16 protein-coding genes are annotated in these 17602 nt (G+C 40.8%); 9 read left to right on the plus strand and 7 right to left on the minus strand.

Features of this window, described 5'->3' with window-relative positions; genetic code table 11:
* Positions 1 to 78: 78 nt before the first annotated feature.
* Positions 79 to 2571, minus strand: coding sequence for a prolyl oligopeptidase family serine peptidase (locus QL986_RS10385; RefSeq protein ID WP_290191515.1), 2493 nt, complete (start codon positions 2569 to 2571; stop codon positions 79 to 81).
* Positions 2572 to 2655: 84 nt separating this feature from the next.
* Here QL986_RS10385 and QL986_RS10390 point away from each other — a divergent pair, with 84 nt between their 5' ends.
* Positions 2656 to 3723 (plus strand): hemolysin family protein, encoded by a 1068-nt coding sequence (locus QL986_RS10390; protein ID WP_028835911.1) that lies wholly within the window; start codon positions 2656 to 2658, stop codon positions 3721 to 3723.
* Here the strand turns inward: QL986_RS10390 and QL986_RS10395 are convergent.
* Positions 3720 to 4937: an EAL domain-containing response regulator gene (locus QL986_RS10395; protein WP_028835912.1), complete on the minus strand. Its 1218-nt coding sequence runs from the start codon at positions 4935 to 4937 to the stop codon at positions 3720 to 3722. The two genes, QL986_RS10390 and QL986_RS10395, sit on opposite strands and share 4 nt — an antisense overlap.
* Positions 4938 to 5294: 357 nt before the next feature.
* Here QL986_RS10395 and QL986_RS10400 point away from each other — a divergent pair, with 357 nt between their 5' ends.
* Positions 5295 to 6311 (plus strand): site-2 protease family protein, encoded by a 1017-nt coding sequence (locus QL986_RS10400; protein WP_028835913.1) that lies wholly within the window; start codon positions 5295 to 5297, stop codon positions 6309 to 6311.
* A gap of 39 nt (positions 6312 to 6350) precedes the next feature.
* Here QL986_RS10400 and QL986_RS10405 read toward each other — a convergent pair whose 3' ends face one another.
* The gene (locus tag QL986_RS10405; protein WP_290191516.1) at positions 6351 to 7661 is read right to left on the minus strand and encodes a TIGR00366 family protein; all 1311 of its coding nucleotides are present in this window, start codon (positions 7659 to 7661) and stop codon (positions 6351 to 6353) included.
* 170 nt (positions 7662 to 7831) lie between these two features.
* Positions 7832 to 8779: a chemotaxis protein CheV gene (locus QL986_RS10410; RefSeq protein ID WP_013463773.1), complete on the minus strand. Its 948-nt coding sequence runs from the start codon at positions 8777 to 8779 to the stop codon at positions 7832 to 7834.
* Positions 8780 to 8945: 166 nt separating this feature from the next.
* Between QL986_RS10410 and QL986_RS10415 the strand changes: the two genes are divergently transcribed.
* Together QL986_RS10415 and QL986_RS10420 are read left to right on the plus strand one after the other, a co-directional pair.
* Positions 8946 to 10013 (plus strand): potassium channel family protein, encoded by a 1068-nt coding sequence (locus QL986_RS10415; RefSeq protein WP_069440206.1) that lies wholly within the window; start codon positions 8946 to 8948, stop codon positions 10011 to 10013.
* Positions 10013 to 10204, plus strand: coding sequence for a hypothetical protein (locus QL986_RS10420; RefSeq protein ID WP_013463775.1), 192 nt, complete (start codon positions 10013 to 10015; stop codon positions 10202 to 10204). Before QL986_RS10415 ends, QL986_RS10420 begins: the two co-directional genes overlap by 1 nt.
* A 21-nt stretch (positions 10205 to 10225) precedes the next feature.
* Here the strand turns inward: QL986_RS10420 and QL986_RS10425 are convergent, their stop codons facing one another.
* A complete protein-coding gene (locus QL986_RS10425; RefSeq protein WP_290191517.1) occupies positions 10226 to 11257 on the minus strand; it encodes a cytosolic protein in 1032 nt (343 codons plus the stop codon).
* Between the two features lie 126 nt (positions 11258 to 11383).
* Positions 11384 to 11839 carry an EVE domain-containing protein gene (locus QL986_RS10430; protein ID WP_290191518.1) on the minus strand — a complete coding sequence of 152 codons (456 nt, stop codon included), beginning with the start codon at positions 11837 to 11839 and terminating at the stop codon, positions 11384 to 11386.
* An 83-nt stretch (positions 11840 to 11922) separates the two neighbouring features.
* On the opposite strand from QL986_RS10430, the gene tesB reads away from it, so the two are divergent.
* The gene (gene tesB, locus QL986_RS10435) at positions 11923 to 12780 is read left to right on the plus strand and encodes an acyl-CoA thioesterase II (RefSeq protein WP_290191519.1); all 858 of its coding nucleotides are present in this window, start codon (positions 11923 to 11925) and stop codon (positions 12778 to 12780) included.
* 52 nt (positions 12781 to 12832) lie between these two features.
* On the opposite strand, the gene plsB is transcribed toward tesB, so the two are convergent.
* Positions 12833 to 15271: a glycerol-3-phosphate 1-O-acyltransferase PlsB gene (plsB, locus tag QL986_RS10440; RefSeq protein ID WP_290191520.1), complete on the minus strand. Its 2439-nt coding sequence runs from the start codon at positions 15269 to 15271 to the stop codon at positions 12833 to 12835.
* A gap of 427 nt (positions 15272 to 15698) precedes the next feature.
* Between plsB and rpsJ the strand changes: the two genes are divergently transcribed.
* From rpsJ to rplW, 4 genes are read left to right on the plus strand one after another with little or no spacing between them, the layout of a single operon-like run.
* A complete protein-coding gene (rpsJ, locus tag QL986_RS10445; protein WP_002957900.1) occupies positions 15699 to 16010 on the plus strand; it encodes a 30S ribosomal protein S10 in 312 nt (103 codons plus the stop codon).
* A gap of 27 nt (positions 16011 to 16037) precedes the next feature.
* Positions 16038 to 16673: a 50S ribosomal protein L3 gene (gene rplC / locus QL986_RS10450; RefSeq protein ID WP_008108338.1), complete on the plus strand. Its 636-nt coding sequence runs from the start codon at positions 16038 to 16040 to the stop codon at positions 16671 to 16673.
* Positions 16674 to 16690: 17 nt separating this feature from the next.
* The gene (rplD, locus tag QL986_RS10455) at positions 16691 to 17296 is read left to right on the plus strand and encodes a 50S ribosomal protein L4 (RefSeq protein WP_008108340.1); all 606 of its coding nucleotides are present in this window, start codon (positions 16691 to 16693) and stop codon (positions 17294 to 17296) included.
* Complete coding sequence (gene rplW / locus QL986_RS10460; RefSeq protein WP_008108343.1) at positions 17293 to 17595, plus strand: 50S ribosomal protein L23; 303 nt, start codon at positions 17293 to 17295, stop codon at positions 17593 to 17595. Before rplD ends, rplW begins: the two co-directional genes overlap by 4 nt.
* The last annotated feature ends 7 nt before the right edge of the window (positions 17596 to 17602 follow it).

The following is a 17602-nucleotide window of genomic DNA, read 5'->3' on the forward strand; positions in this document are numbered from 1 at the left end:
ATATTACAAAAAAGAATAATGAAATTACCTTTGTATTGCGCACTTTATATAAATGATTTTAAGTGCGCATTTAAATGACTACTGGCCGTACATTGAATCCCACCATTGTGGTTCATTTTTTAACTTTTTATCAAAGTAAGCCAACATGGTGTTCCACCAATTAAAGCGCTTATCGCGAGCAAATATTTGATGATCGGCTCCTTTGTACTCAATCATTTCAACATCTTTATTTAGCAGTTTTAGCGCGGTGTACATAGTTAAGCTTTCACCTACTGGCACATTCGTATCGCTGTCACCATGAATAAGCAGTAATGGCGTGGTCACTTTATCGGCATGAAACACTGGGCTATGTTGGCTATAAAGTTCAGAGTTATTCCACGGGAAACTATTTTTAGAGGCTTCGCCTGAGTATAAATATCCCCACCATCCTTCACCCCAGTAAGAAGTTAAGTTTGAAATTCCCGCATGAGCAATAGACGCGCTGAACATATCGGTTTTAGTAGCAAGCAGCATCGTCATAAACCCACCGTAAGATGCCCCTAAATTACCGACTTTACTTCTGTCTACAAAATCATATTTAGCTAAAAATGCCTCTGTGCCTTGCATAATGTCATCGGCGGTATAATCGCCCCATGCATTGACATGTTGCGCTGAAAAAGTTTGTCCAAAGCCCGTTGCACCAGTTGGCTGTACCACATAAACCACATAGCCGTTTGCTGCCCATAAATTAAAAGGGTAACGCCCTGTAAATCCACGAGTCACAGGTGAGGTGCCACCATAGTAATAGACCAGAGCAGGGTGCTTTTTAGTTTTATCAATATTACTTGGCAAGTAAACACGACCAGATATTTCTACGCCACGCTTATTGGTAAAGTTAAATTCTTCAAGCTTAGGAATCGTGGTATTGGCATATGCAATCGGGTTTGAATCCCAGATTAACTCCACCTTATTTTTGCTTACGTCAAAGCGCTTGAGTTGTTGGGCGCTTGAAGCATTACTGCCAGAGAGCAGTAGCTGGGTATTGCGAGTATTTGAAAAACTAAACTGTTCTACAATATCAAACCCTGTATCTAACTTTTTAAAGCGTTGTTTACTCAGATCATATAAATACAGTGGTTGGGTGTCTTTTTCTGTCACTTTGATTAACGCATCGCCATTGCTTAGTACTTCCAATGTGCCAATCGCAGGGTCAAATTGTTTACTTAACGCCGTTACTTTTTTAGCGTTATCGGTTAGTAAATACAGCTGGCCATCATAATTATTCGCCAGCATGGTTTGCGGTAGTACTCTGCCTGCGCCATTTTTAAAATCAGGGCCTGCAACAACATAAATATTGTTTGCGGTATATTTCGCTTGATTAAAGGTTTTAAACTTACCTAACGATTTTATGCTGTTGGATTTTAATGTAAGTTCAACCAGCTCAGTCTCTGGATGGGTTGAGGCTTGCATTGCCATTACTGGACGACTTATTAATAGTTTTCCACGGTTGTTATTAGCATCTTCAAGTTGATGACTTAATACGCCTTCGGTCAGGGCTTTGGTTAAACCACTGTGGGTATCGAGTAAATATAATTGGCTAACCGTACGGGCGTAAGACCAACGGTCTTGCAAGCCTTTATGATGTTTAGTGAGGCTATTGGTTTCTTCAGGTGATTTGGACCAGCTAAAAAGAATACTATTATCGTTGTAATAGCTAAAGTTGCTTGCCCCCTCAAGGCCTGAGGCTAAGGTTTTTATAGCGAAAGTTTTACGGTTTAACTGCTTTAATTCGCCGTTGAGTAAATAGACTAAAAATTGATTATCAGGACTCCAAGTGAATTGGCTAGGCTGCGCTTCTTCAAATCGGTATACCGTTTGGTTATTAGTATTTTTAAGCTCGGTTGTGGTAATGGCGTCGTTGCCTGTTTTATCGCTGTAACGCTTTGTTGTACTTAAGTAATGCTTAGCATCAGGTGACAAAGACAAGCCGCTAATAGTTGGGGCGTCAAACAATTGCTTAGCCGATAAGCGCTTGGTCTTATTTGTCGTTAGGGTCACGGCGTCAGTTTCTGCTTTTGGCACAAACTCTAAGGTGACATCATTCCAATTAGCAACCTGTTGAGCAATGACAATAACGGTGTGTGAGCCGTTATTTAAAGCAAGCTGATAGCGTTGGTTTTCACCACTTTGTTTCTCACCGTTAATAAAAACCTGGCCTTGCTCTATTCCTTTAATGTTTAAGGAGCCTTGAGTAAATCGGTTAGTTTCAATATTAAATTTAAGTGCTTGTAAACCGCCTAAAGTAAGCGCGTTAATTTTATCAAGTGGTTGCCACTTATGCTTTTTACCAAACACAACAAAGCTTTCTTTATTTGATTCAAGTTGTGCAAGCAGATTATTGATAATCACGTCGCCATGCGGTGTTTGAAATGGCTTTGCTTGCATGTCTTCTGCAAGAGGCCCGATAAACTGAATTTTTGATTGATCGAGTGGGGCAGCTAATGCCGTTAAACTCAAACTACTTAATGTGAGTAGGGCTGCCAAGTGAGTAAAACGTTTTGCGTAACGATGCCAAGGTGCGCTTAAATTCATTACTATGCCTATTATTATTGGAGATTTGGCCAAATATAGCATGTATTGTTATGATGCTCATATATCCAATTTAGAGGAAAAAAAGTGACACTATTAATCGTTTACATGGTTACAGCGATTGTGATTTCGTTTCTATGTTCTGTCATGGAAGCGGTGCTATTGAGCATTTCACCTAGTTATGTTGCGCTGCTTCGTAAAGAGCGGCCAGTACTGGCTAAGCAACTAGAGAAGCTAAAAAGTAATATCGATCAGCCATTAGCGGCTATTTTAACACTTAATACTGTTGCACATACTGCCGGTGCTGCGGGCGTGGGCGCACAGGCTGCCGTGGTGTTTTCAGATGCGGCTGTGGGGATTGCGTCTGCGATTATGACTTTATTGGTACTGGTGTTATCTGAAATTATTCCTAAAACGCTGGGGGCTAATTATTGGCGTGCTTTAACGCCTAGTGTGACTTATGGTTTACGTATTTTGGTACTAGTCCTTAAGCCTTTTGTTTGGGCAGCACAAAAGCTTACTAATTTGATGGGTCAAAAGCATAATGAAGCCTATTATATTCGCCAAGAAATAGAAGCAATGGCCGACATTGGTAGTGAGTCTGGGGCGCTTCATGCTGATGAATCAGAAATCATTCGTAACTTGCTGCACTTTAGGCATGCAAAACTAACCGATTTAATGACACCGCGTACGGTCATTTTTAAAATCCATAAAGATCTTACCGTTAATCAATACTTGAGTGAACACGGTTCGTCGTCATTCTCTCGAGTGCTAATTTATGACAAAGACGCTGACGATATCATAGGCTTTGTACATAAAAACGATATTATGTTGGCATATCATCGGTTAGGCACAGATTACAAAATTAGTAAGTTAGTTAAACCTATCTATACGGTACCGAGCACCCAAAATGTATCGTCGCTATTACAAACATTGCTCACCCAACGTACCCACATTTGCTTAGTGATTGACGAATACGGTGATGTGCAAGGAATTGTAACGCTCGAGGATATGATAGAAGCGTTAATGGGCTTAGAAATTGTGGATGAGCGAGATCAATCAACCAATATGCGCGCCGTAGCAAAGCAGCGTTGGCACCAGCGTTTAGCTGATAGTGAGCATATCGTCAGCGCCGACGATAATGAATCTCGTTAGCTGTTTTTTGTTTTAGCAGCTGTTTTTATCCAGTGTTGGGCCCACGAGATAAATTCAGCTTTTGCTTTTGGGCAACTAAATAAAAAGCCCTGTATAGCTAAATTTGTTTGATAATGCTTGAGGTAGGCCAGCTCTTCGGGGCGCTCAACCCCTTCGGCCACTAATTCAAGCTGCTCTTGGGTTGTCATATTAATTAGTGAACTGACTACCACTTGAGAAAACTTATCGGTTTCTATGTGGCTAATAAAAGAGCGATCTATTTTTACTTCTGTAAATGGCAGCTGTTTCAGTTGGTTAATATTAGTAAAACCAGTGCCAAAGTCATCGAGTGAAATACCAAAGCCGAATATTCTTAATCTATTTAAGGTTTCGAGTTGAGTGTAGCTTGAAAGGGCATGCTGCTCGGTTATTTCAAGCACCACATCACTAGGTAAAACATCATGTTTTTGTAGAAGCTGTAATAACTTATTGGGGCTGTTTAAATCATCTAACTGACACGGCGATAAGTTAAATGACAATTTCAAATTTGTACCCAGCTGCTCTTTTAGTTGCTTGATGTCACCACAGGCTTTTTCAAATAGCGTAAACGTAATGTCATTGATTAAATCGCATTGCTCAGCCAGGCTGATAAAACGGCTTGGTAAAATAACTCGCTCGTCTTTACTTGATACAATGCGAGCCAGCACTTCAACGCTTTGTATTTGATTGGTGTTTATATTTATTTTAGGTTGATAGTAAGGTGTTATTTCATTATTTTTTAATGCTTTAATTAGTTTTTCTTTAGTGATTGGGCGCTCTTTTACAAGTGTGTGGCTGTTTAACTGAGCGATTTTGGTAAGTAACGTATTTACCTGATTGAGTTGCACAGGCTTAGATAGGTTGCCAATTAAATGCACATTGTGCTGTTTAGCGAGGTCAGCGGCTAGGCTGATTATTTTCGGGTCCATTTCAGAAATAATAACAATTGCACCGCAATAGCCTATTTCACCTAAATTACGGATCAGCTCCATGCCATCCATTTCTGGCATATTAAGATCGGTAAATATGGCATCAAAATAGTTTATATCAGCTTTTACTTTTTCAAGTGCTTTAACAGGGTTTAAACAGGTGGTTGTGGATTGCGACATTTCGAGTTCATTAAAAATAGCTTTCATGACAATCAAAATGGCTTTTGAGTCATCGACAACGAGTATGTTTGGTAATTTTGTGTGCATTGTTGTCCTTAACTTAACGGTCGTAATTTATATCCTTCTGTTTTAAAAATAGTCGCTTGAATTGTTTTTGTCAGTATTTATTGCTGTTTTAAATTTTAAATATCAGCAAAATCCAATCGACAAATTATTCTATCTTGCTCGTGTTTTTTAGGTGGGTAGGTATACTAGCGCCATAATTTATAATGGCTATAATACCAAGCCGCAATAATACTTAATCATTTTGAGGGGGCAAATCAGACGCGAGCTGCGTTAAAAAATTCTCCTTTAGAGCAACTAAATAACGAAGTTTTTGCCTTGCTATCGACAGGATTTTTCTGCCTCAAAATAGTACCCCTAATTAAGCGAACTGATATAACAATGATAAAAATCGATCTGAATCTAGCCGAACAACCGTTTACGCTTATGCTAGATAAGCAACAAATTGTAAAAATATTTCATGATCAGCAAGCGATTGCATTTGAAAACCCACGTGAAAACTATGTTGAGTTTATGCTTGATGAGCAGCTAATTGGTATTGATAGCAGTGACGTTAACCAACAGAGTATTGCGCTATTTGTAGATAATCAGTTTGCCACTCAGCTGGCTTTACCTGTGGCGGCGCAAGGCGAATCTAAAAAAGGGTTTTTGGGACTTGCGGCGCTAGGCTTTAAGTTATTTAAAAGCGCTAAGGTGGTTAAAGTGGCGCTAGCGAGCGCATCGGTGGCCGGTTATGCTTGGCTGTTTACTATTGAATTTGCGTTAATGCTGATTGCTTGCCTGGTAGTACATGAATATGGCCACGTACGAGCTATGAAGTATTTTGGGATAAAAACCAAAGGCATTTATTTAATTCCTTTTGTAGGCGGGTTAGCCGTTAGCGACGATAAAATAACTACGCGCTGGCAAGATGTGGTGATCTCACTAATGGGCCCTGCCTTTGGTTTGTTTACCTCAGTGTTAGGCGTAGTGCTTTATTACGCCACAGAAATGGAAATATTTGCAGGCGTTGCGGTACTGAGTGCACTGCTTAATTTATTCAATTTACTGCCTATTTTACCGCTTGATGGCGGGCATGTACTAAAAAGCATTAGCTTTTCAATGCGCTCATGGGTTGGTTTAAGTGTGTGCTTACTAGGTGTGCTATTTGGTTTATGGCTTAGCTATACGTTTGGCTTGATGTTGCTGGTGTTCTTTTTGTTTGTTGGCGCACTGGAAATTGTGTTTGAATGGCGAGGCCGTCATTATTCGCATTTATTGCCATTAGATAAATATGGCCAAGGCTTTTCAGCGGTCATGTATGCACTGGTGGTTGCTGGCCATGTAGCAGTGATGATGCACTTTGCGGACTCTGAAAACGCGATATTAAGTCTGCCAATGAAAATTTTATCGAGCTAAGTAAATGCGGGCTGTAATATGAGTTACAGCCCGATTATATTAGTAAAAGCTCAATACCAACGAAATAAACACCCCAGTAATAATCAGCTGTACCACGCAAAAGCCCATAATGTCTTTAGCTTTTAATCCTGCAATGGCTAATACCGGTAATGCCCAAAAGGGTTGAATTAAATTAGTCCACGCATCTCCCCACGCCACAGCCATAGCAACCCGCGCCATATCTGCACCAAGCTCTTGTGCTGCAGGTATAACAATAGGCGCTTGTACCGCCCATTGTCCGCCACCTGAGGGCACAAACATATTAACGAGTCCTGCACTAATAAAGCTGTAAAATGGCAAGCTATCGGCATCCGCTATGGCTATAAAGCCCTGTGATATTTGTTGCGCCAGTCCAGTATCTACCATGACCGCCATAATGCCAGCATAAAAAGGGAACTGAATTACAATTCCTGCGCCACTCGGAATCGCTTGTTGCAAGCTATTAAGCACATTATGGGGTGTTTGATGCAGAGTGATTGCCATAAACAAAAACAGGGCAATTACGCTATTGAGGTTTAAGCCGCCACCTGCGATAAAAAAGTAATAGCCTAAGTAGGCAAGTCCGAGTAATCCAATGCCCATACCTAGCAGTTTGCTTTGCTCTAAATGTTGAGCAGGGCGTGTTATTGTTACTTTATCAGGTGGTGTGTTTTCAAGCAGTGAAGGGTCAATATAAACACTGTCTTTTTCACTCGGTAGCATGTAGCGATTAACCAACGGCATAATAATAAATAAGCCAATCAGAATCGCAATGTTAAAGCCTGCGAATAATGTTTGCTCGGTGCCAATAATCCCCATTGTCGCTTGAGAAAAATGCCCTTCGCTGGCAATGGTGAGTGGTACGGAACCTGCCAATCCGCCGTGCCATACTACAAAACCTGAGTAAGCACTTGCTACTAATAGCCGATAATCTACTCGAGTTTGTTTGGCAATTGCTTTAGCAAATAAAGCCCCAATTACTAAGCCAAATCCCCAATTAAGCCAGCTTGCTAACAGCGAAATAAATGTCACTAAAATAATGGCTTTTGGAGCCGTATTAGCAAGCGTTGCTAATTTTGTTAATAACTTACTTATTAACGAGGTACTGGCAAGCATGTAGCCTGTTACTAATACCAACAGCATTTGCATAGCAAAGCTCAGTAAGTTCCAAAACCCGCTACCCCATGATGTTATTACCTCAAGTGTGGTTGCAGGGGTCGCTAAATTCGCAATGACTAAAGTAATAATGGTGAGCAAAATAACAAATATAAATGGGTCGGGTAAGTAGCGCTCGACGAGCTTGGTAAATGGACTGGCAACTTTATTAAGCATAATTAATAACGAGTTAGTGAAAACTTATTTGTTAATTAATCATGAAATCTTAGGATTAGCAAACACCGCTTTGAATAAACGCTCAGTAAAGCAGACTTTTTAAAGGTTGTTGATGAGGGAATGTCGCTAGCAAATACTTACCTTGGTCGGTATTTGCTAGTTATGCTCAATTATGAATCACCAAGCACTTGCTTTAAGCGATTTTGTACTTCTTGAACGAGTAAGTCGGGCTGAAATTTTGATAAAAATGCATTACAGCCTACTTTTTCCACCATGGCTTGGTTAAAGCTACCACTCAGGGACGTGTTAAGCACCACATGTAAGTTTTTTAAGCGGTTGTCGTTACGTATTTCATAGGTTAAGCGATAGCCATCCATCGAAGGCATTTCGGCATCGGTAATCACCATTAGCAGCTCTTTTTCAACATCGCGTCCTTCATCAGCCCAGCTTTTGAGCATTTGTAGGGCTTCTAGGCCGTTACTGGCAGGAATAATTTCGATGCCAAGCTGCGATAACGTATCGCTAACTTGTTTACGTGCTGTTGGCGAATCATCGGCGTGCAATATTTTGCGTCCTGCAAATTCGTTTACGATGGTTTCATCCAACACCCCATCAGTAATATTGACCTCGTACTCAACTATTTCAGCGAGTACTTTTTCTACATCAATAATTTCAACTAATTGCTCTTGGCCATCACGCTGCACTTTAGTTAGTGCCGTAATATAATGATTTTTACCCACAGAGCTGGGTGGCGGCATAATGTCAGACCAGGTCATATTCATGATTTGATCAACCTTGCCAATTAAAAAACCTTGTGTGGTACGGTTATATTCAGTTATGACCAGATTACAATCTTCACCATATTCTTTTTTAGCCATAGAAATGGCTTGGCGAAGGTCAATCACTGGGATAGATTCACCGCGTATATTGGCTACACCGGTTACCTTAGGGTGAGAGTGCGGTATTTTGCTTAAACGGGGAAGCTTTACCACTTCTTTTATTTTAAATACATTGAGTGCAAATAAATGGCGGCTATGCAAATAAAAAAGTAGCAACTCTAAACGATTTTCGCCTACAAGCTGAGTACGCTGATCAACTGACGCTAAAACACCTGACATAATAGACCCATATTTTTCCTCATAACTTTATAACTATAGTTTACTCTTATTTTTCTTCATAACGAACCGTGAATATTTCGATTACAGTAAAACGTTGCTTAAGTGTTATCATGTGCAGTATCGTGTTACTAAATGATTCAAATAATTAATCGATTAACAAAAAATTATGCATCATATTTTTAAACGTATTGTTGTGCTGTTGCGCAGCCATATTGATCAGGTAAGTTGGCAGTCTGTTGTAATAGCAACATCTTTACATATGCTGCTTACTTGGTGCTTATTATTAGTGGCAAATGAGCAGGCACTGCTTTCACCGGGTACTTTTTTTTACTACTACACGGTAACCACTTCAACGGTAGGGTATGGGGATTTAAGTCCATCAACTGACTTAGGTCGTTGGGTTGTCGCATTAATACAAATACCTTTTGGTTTGGCTTTATTTGGTGTCTTGTTGGGTAAAACAGGACAAACAGTAACTTACTTAATTAGGCGCGCTATGACTGGTGATAAAAACTTTGCTCACAGTAGCAATCATATTATTATTTTTGGTTGGCATAATGCTCGTACCAAAAAAATGATCGACTACATTTTGGCTGATACTAAGCGGACAGATCGCCGTATTTTATTAGCGGTTACTGAACAAATAGAGCATCCGTTTTTAAGTAATGAGAATGTTGATTTTGCTCGCCTAACCAGTTTCACCGATTTGGATGAATTAGAACGCGTTGCCATTCGCCACGCCGATAAAGTGATTATTGATGGCCAAGATGACGACCAAACATTTACCACTGCATTGCGTATTAGCCGTTTAGTCAAAGAAGATTGTCACATAAGTGCACACTTTTTTGATGAAACAAAAGTGGAAATGTTATTAGAACATTGCCACAACGTAGAGTGTAGCAGTACTAAATCGGCAGAGATTTTAGTGCGCTCAATGCAAGACCCAGGCTCAAGTCGTGTACAAGAGGAACTATTATCAACCTTGCATGGTGATACGCAGTTTAGTTTACAAATCCCTAGTAATGTAAAAACCATGGAGTTTGGTAAATTATTTCATCACTTTAAGTACGATCATGATGCAATATTGTTAGGTGTGGCTCATAATTTAAGTGCAAAAAATATGGATTTAAATCCGCCTTTAGATTATGCAGTAAACGCCGGGGATATTTTGCATTACATTGCGCAAGAGCGAGTATTGAGTAATGAAGTTGACTGGCCTAGCTTGGAAAAATAATGACTGAAATTGCGTTTTTAATTATCGTTTTATGTGCTTACATTTTCCCTATTATGATAATTCTTAACAGTAAGCGTAGCCAAGGCCATGAAAAAAATGGCTGGCTAGTCGGCGCTATCTTCTTTTCGTGGATAGCGCTGATTCTTTACTTTTCGATTGTGCCCAAGCAAGGGCACGCCAAGAAAAAGTAAAGAATGAGTACCTTTTGTTACTTATTCTAATTGTCTCAGCTTATGCTCAACCAGCGGGTCGTCTGGCGCTAGCTGTTGAGCCACTTCTAATAGTTTAATGGCATCATTTGGATTTTCATCTTGATGCTTAATGGCTACGTCTATTAAAGGTTGAATATCAATTTTTTCTTGGTGCTCTTGCACGTGGGCTGCTTTTTCGTCGATTAAAATAGTGTGAGCGGTACTTAATAACGCTTGACGATGCGGCGAATTAGCATTGGCTTTATTAAGTTTTTTATAATAATCCTCTTTTAAACGCAGTGTTTTTGTTTGTAGCCTAAATTGTGCAATGTCGATTTGTTGATTAGCAATAAAATCAACAGCCACTTGTTTATAAAACCCAAACTTATTTAAATAAGTGGCATGGGTGCCGTGCCCCATCCCAAATACGCGTAAGTGAGTGAGCTGCTGGTAGCGTTTAGCGTGTTGGCGGTCAATGCGGTTGGTTGGGTCGTAAATAATGTAGCCCTCTGCATCCCCTAAATCTAAATCATGGTAGTCACCTTGCCAGTCATATTGCTGGGCAATGTCGGTACTTGAGCGGTCATCCCAAGGGGCGATAAGTTTGTTTTTAGTGCTAACAGGATGGAAAAGCAGTACTTTGTCGAGTTTGAGTAATTTAGCAAATGCACCCACAGCAAAGCCGCCACGACTAAGTCCATAGCCTAGCTTGGTTTCAAAAGGAGAGAGTAGAGTTGATAGTTGCTCAATAAAAAAGATTAAATTGCGGTTACGAAACCAATTACTTTTACCCAAATGCTGAAACGCAATAATATTAACGTTTTGCTTTTGTGCTAAATGATAGCCCCAAGGTGCAAAGTCTTCGTTCAAATCACGCTCTTGTACATCAGTACCGGCAGGTGAAAAAGTAAAAAGCAGGGGTTTGTTGAGATCAACAAAGTGATATTTTACATACACATCACCGAGTAAATCCCCACCAGAGGTAGGTAGTTTTGCTTGCTTCTCATTATCGCTGAGAGTTAACCATTCATCTAACCAGTATAGTAATTTCATTTTTCCTCCAGTGCGCACAATCCGCAGATCATAGCAAATCTGAGGGCATAAGAGAAATTGAGCCAAGCTATACTGTGCTGGTGGACTGCCTGTTTAATGGCAAAATGTATGTTACCTTTGCGACTATTAAGCCATGTTCAAAATTTCATTCCAGTCATTTTCGGTCACTGGCATGATCGATAAACGTCCCCCTTTTTTAAGTGCAATGTCTGTCACTGACTCATTTGCCTTAATTGCTTGCAAGCTCACTATGCTACTGAGATGAGAATGGTAGGTTACTTCCACCACAAACCAACGGGGGGTCTCAACGGTTGCTTTGGCATCATAATAATCGCTACTTAAATCAAACTGAGTCGGATCAGGGTAAGCGGCTTTAGTGACAATTCCTATTCCCGCAACGCCAACCTGTTTACAGCTAGAATGATAAATCATCACTAAATCACCTTGTTTAACATCATCGCGGATAAAGTTACGCGCTTGGTAGTTTCGCACGCCTTCCCATAACGTGGTTTGTTCAGGTGCATACTTTAAGTCATCAATTGAAAAGGCGTCGGGTTCGGTTTTAAATAGCCAAAAAGCCATATTAGTTTTCCTCACTCAGTGTGTTGGTATTTTTCCAGTATTGTATAGTATCATTTAGAAATTAGGGGATTGAGGAAGAAATAATGAGCCAAGTATTAGATGATTTATTGTCGTTGTTATCACTTGAAGAAATTGAACAAGGTTTATACCGAGGACAAAGCCAAGACTTAGGTTTTAGAGCGGTGTTTGGCGGTCAAGTTATGGGGCAAGCGCTTTCAGCAGCCAAAGAAACACTGCCAGCGGGGCGAATTGTTCACTCATTACATTCTTACTTTTTACGCCCAGGCGATGCTGCAAAGCCGATAGTGTATGACGTTGAAACGATTCGCGATGGTAAAAGTTTTAGTACGCGTCGTGTTAGCGCGATTCAGTACGGTAAGCCTATTTTTTACATGACGGCGTCGTTTCAAGGTGATGAACAAGGGTTATCGCATCAAGCGACCATGCCAGATGTTCCTGCCCCTGAAGAGCTACGTTCTTCATTAGAGTTTTATCAAGAAAATGCACAGCATATTCCAGAAGCTATCCGTAATAAATTTATTCGTGAAATGCCGATTGAAATGCGCCCGGTGAATTTTCATAACCCCTTTAAACCAGAAGCCATTGAACCAGTAAAACATATTTGGTTTAAAGCCAATGGCGATATGCCTGACGATCAACGCATTCATAATTATTTATTGGCGTATGCGTCCGACTTTGAATTTTTACCAACCGCATTACAACCACATGGCGTATCGTTTATGCAGCCGAATATGCAAGTGGCGACGATTGACCATGCTATGTGGTTTCATCGTCCGTTTAGAATGGATGATTGGATTTTGTATACTATTGATAGCCCAAGCGCGAGCTCAGGAAGAGGGCTGGTACGTGGGCAGTTTTTTGACCGCCAAGGAAACTTGATAGCCTCTACTATTCAAGAAGGGGTAATGCGCCAGCGCTAATCCTAATACCCACTATATTGAATACCTTTAATATAGTGGGTATGGCTTTATTTTACTTGCATTGAGCGTGCACAATATCTGTTATTGACTGCCAAATACGTGCCGGTAATAGCGTTTGTAGTTGCTTGTAAGTCTCGCACAACGCTGAGCTGCCTTGTAAGCCACTGTCTGATTCACTAATCAGCTTTTGTTCGCGTAGGTTTGAAATAAAGCTACTGAGTACCTTCTTATCAAAAAACTCCGGCGTTTTAATGCCATGTAACGTACCCAAGCGCTGCGCCAGCACATAGCTTTCACGTTCAAGCTCTGCTTTTTCAATCCCTTGGCTGGTTTGAATAAAGCCAATCACAATCGCATAACGTTGCAAAGTAAAGCTCAATGCACGACCGAGCATTTCGAGTTTGGCAAAGCTATCGTTATTTTGAGTCACTTTAATGTTATCACCATCAAGCGCAATTAAGCCTTGATCACTAAAGTTAGTTAAAATACGAGTAACGTAGCTCTCATCTAACTCTTGCAAGTACCACTCTTTAGCAAACAATGGATAAAAAGATTTCACCAGCTGATGGCACTGAGTTACGGTGCTTTGATGTTGCTTAAATAAATGCAGCGCCACTAAACTAGGCACCGCAAAAATATGTAAAATGTTATTACGGTAATAGTTGAATAAGGTTTTTTCTTTATCGCTTATCGCAATTATTTCGCCAAACTCATCACTGATCACATCAAACTTATTAAGCTTTAAGGCATGTTCAAGTAGCTGCTCTGGTGTTTCATCTGGTGCGGTTATTTTACTGCTATAGCTGGCTTCACGTTGCAATCGTAAGTAAAACTCAAGCTGAGCTAACAGCTTTGGCTTACTCAATGCCTGCTTATCGTTTACCAGCAGTATCATCGCCAGTAAGTTAACTGAGTTAAGTGCGGCGGCATTGTTAATTTTAACCATAACCTGATCAGCAAGATTAGCCACCTGCGGCCCTAACCATTGTGGTTTTTGCACATCGGTTGCATGAATTGATTCACGCCAGTCAGGCTGGTTATCATTTAAATACTGATTGATAGAAATAGGGTCGCCAAAGTTTAAATAACCACGACCATAGTTTTTTAAATTTTTAATCGCTTTAAAAATACCTAATATCGATTCGCCTTTTTTATCGTTCCCAGCCAGCTCTTTTAAATAGGTATTGATTTCCATGACGTGCTCGTAACCAATATATACCGGCACAATAGATATAGGTCTGTCTATACCGCGCAACATGGCTTGCATTGTCATTGCGAGCATGCCGGTTTTAGGGGGTAGTAAACGTCCCGTTCTGCTGCGCCCACCCTCGGTATAAAACTTTACCGAGTAACCTTTGATAAATAACTGGCTTAAGTATTCTTTAAACACCGCTGAGTAAAGTTTGTTACCAGCAAACGAGCGGCGAATAAAAAACGCGCCACTGCGGCGGAATATGCCACCGGCTGGGAAAAAGTTTAAGTTAATACCCGCTGCAATATGCGGTGGAACAAGCCCTTGATGGTAAATAGAGTAGGTCAGTAGCAAGTAATCCATATGACTACGATGACACGGCATGTAGATTATTTCATGGCCTTTGTTGGTTAGGTCATGGATTTGCTCGGTGTACTTTATATCAATCCCATTATACAGCTTGTTCCAAAGCCAGGTTAATATGCGATCGGCAACGCGAATGGTGGCGTCGCTGTAATTAGCAGCAATTTCATCAAGAAGCTTTAATGCGTTTTGTCGCGCTTGGGCTTGGCTAATATTTTTTTCAGACGCTTCAGTTTGAATCGCTTTTTTTATCGTTGGGGATGCCAGTAGTGAGCTAAATAATTGATCTCGAGATGGGATTTTAGGCCCTGTGGCAGCCAGCTTCTGGCGCTTAAAGTGTACTCTAGCTACGCGAAGTAGTTTATGCGGAAGCTCATTTACATCGGCTTTTTCGTTCACCAATAGTGATAAATCGAGTGGTTGGCTAAAACGAATAAAGTTGTCTCTACCTGAAAAAAGTACCACAAATATTTTTCTAAACCAGCTGGGCGTAAGTGAATGCGAAAGTAAAGTACTCAGTCCTGGCTTCTCTTTACCCGGCGCTCTGCCCCATAAAATAGTCACAGGCACAACCTGCACATTTTTTTGGCCACTATTTAATAAGTGTTCAATGATTTGCTTGCCCTGATCTAATGCGTTGGTAGGCTTTTCTTTATTACCAAATAACGGTGGTGGGTTTTTAATGCCAATAAAACGATCTAACGCTTGGTTACCTAACACTTGCTGCTCGGTTGGGTCGGGTAAACCATTTCGTTTACATACACGCGCGAGTGCCGCTAAATCAAAGCGTGAATTTAAACGCACTATATAAAAGGTCGGGTTTTTAGGGTTTAACTCAAATTGCTCTAACGGCTTTTCAGGCAGTACTTTGCTTTTAACAAACAAACGGCTAATACCACCAGAGATAAGATTTAAACCATAATTTAAAATACGCATTGACTCACCATAAGAGAGTAGTTACCCAAACCAATATGGGTATATAACAGCAAAATTAGCGCATAGGATAACATATTATCGCAAAGATCCTCTGCAGATTAATCGACAAGCTATGACATTATAGTGACATCATCACTTCCATTACGTTCACTATTGTTAAACTTGACTGTTATTTAAACGACAATTGCAAAGCAATTATGTCTAAATAGTTGTTGCATTTATCACCAGCATCATTATAATACGCAGGCTTTCAAAATTCCCTCGGGAACAAGAAAGAATAAATTAAGCTTGGATTTCAAGCTAATAAACAGGAGTTCCGATTTGGAACTCAACGTAGATATAATCTAACAACCGGCATCTTAATTATTAAGATTGTTTCGGTCGTTTTTTTATGCTCTTTAAATGCTCTTTATATTGAGGTTTAAGAATGTCAAATCAACGCATTCGTATTCGCCTAAAAGCTTTTGACCACCGTTTGATTGACCAATCAACGGCGGAAATCGTGGAAACTGCGAAACGCACTGGCGCACAAGTACGTGGTCCAATTCCACTACCTACACGCTTTGAACGTTTTACTGTACTTACATCACCGCACGTTAATAAAGACGCGCGTGATCAGTACGAGATCCGCACCCATAAACGTCTGATCGACATCGTAGAACCAACTGACAAGACTGTAGACGCACTTATGCGTTTAGACCTTGCTGCTGGTGTTGATGTTCAAATCAGCCTGGGTTAATCGGAAGATTAGAGAGGTTTTAGGAAAATGGCATTAGGTCTAGTCGGTCGTAAAGTGGGTATGACACGTATCTTCACTGAAGATGGTGTATCTATCCCTGTGACAGTTATTGAAGCGACTCCTAACCGCATTGCTCAGATCAAATCTGACGCAACAGACGGTTATAACGCGCTTCAAGTAACCGCAGGCACTAAAAAAGCAAGCCGTGTAAACAAAGCAACAGCGGGTCACTTCGCTAAAGCTGGTGTTGAAGCGGGTCGCGGTCTGTGGGAATTCCGCCTAAATGGTGGTGAAGGCGATTTTGAAGTAGGCGCAGAGCTTACGGTTGAATTATTCAACGAAATCAACAAAGTTGACGTAACCGGTACTTCTAAAGGTAAAGGTTTCCAAGGTGGTGTTAAGCGCTGGAATTTCAGCATGCAAGACGCTACACATGGTAACTCTCTATCTCACCGTGCTCCTGGTTCAATCGGTCAAAACCAATCACCTGGTAAGGTGTTTAAAGGTAAGAAAATGGCCGGTCAAATGGGTAATGAGCAAGTAACAACTCAGAACCTTGAACTAGTTCGCGTTGACGCTGAGCGTAACCTGCTTTTAGTTAAAGGTGCAGTACCTGGCGCTATCGGCGGTGACGTTATCGTTAAACCAGCTGTTAAAGCATAAGTCCTGGAGATTTAGTGATGGAATTAGCAATTAAAGACGCTTCTGGCGCTCTTGAAGTTTCTGAAGCTACTTTTGGACGTGAGTTTAACGAAGCATTAGTACACCAAGTAGTTGTTGCATACGCAGCAGGTGCTCGTCAAGGTACTCGTGCTCAGAAGACACGTTCTGAAGTAAGCGGTGGTGGTAAAAAACCATGGGCTCAAAAAGGTACTGGCCGTGCACGTGCTGGTACAATCCGTAGTCCAATTTGGCGTTCAGGTGGCGTTAGCTTCGCAGCTAAACCACAAGACCACAGCCAAAAAGTAAACCGTAAAATGTACCGCGGTGCGATCAAAAGCATCTTATCTGAATTAGTTCGTCAAGAGCGTTTAATCGTTGTTGAAAGTTTTGGTCTTGAAGCACCAAAAACTAAAGAACTAGTTGCTAAGCTTAAAGAACTTGAGCTTAAAGATGTTCTTATCGTGACTGAAGAAGTAGATGAAAATCTTTTCTTATCGGCACGTAACCTGTACAAGGTTGACACACGTGATGTAGCTGGTATCGATCCTGTAAGCTTAATTGCTTTCGACAAGGTACTAATTACAGCTGCTGCTGTTAAGCAACTTGAGGAGGCGCTAGCATGATCCGTGAAGAACGTCTTTTAAAAGTGATCCTTGCTCCACACATCTCTGAAAAAAGCACAATCGCTGCTGAAGAAAACAACACGATTGTTTTCAAAGTAGCAAATGACGCAACTAAAGCTGAAGTTAAAGCGGCAGTTGAGAAGCTTTTTGAAGTAGAAGTAACTGGTGTTCGCACACTTAACGTTAAGGGTAAAACAAAACGTACTGGCATGCGTTTCGGTCGTCGTAGCGACTGGAAGAAAGCTTACGTTACTCTTAAAGAAGGTAGCGAGCTGGACTTTGTCGGCGGCGCCGAGTAATAAGGGG

The sequence above is a fragment of the Pseudoalteromonas sp. APC 3250 genome (assembly GCF_030407915.1).
Classification (GTDB): domain Bacteria; phylum Pseudomonadota; class Gammaproteobacteria; order Enterobacterales; family Alteromonadaceae; genus Pseudoalteromonas; species Pseudoalteromonas tetraodonis.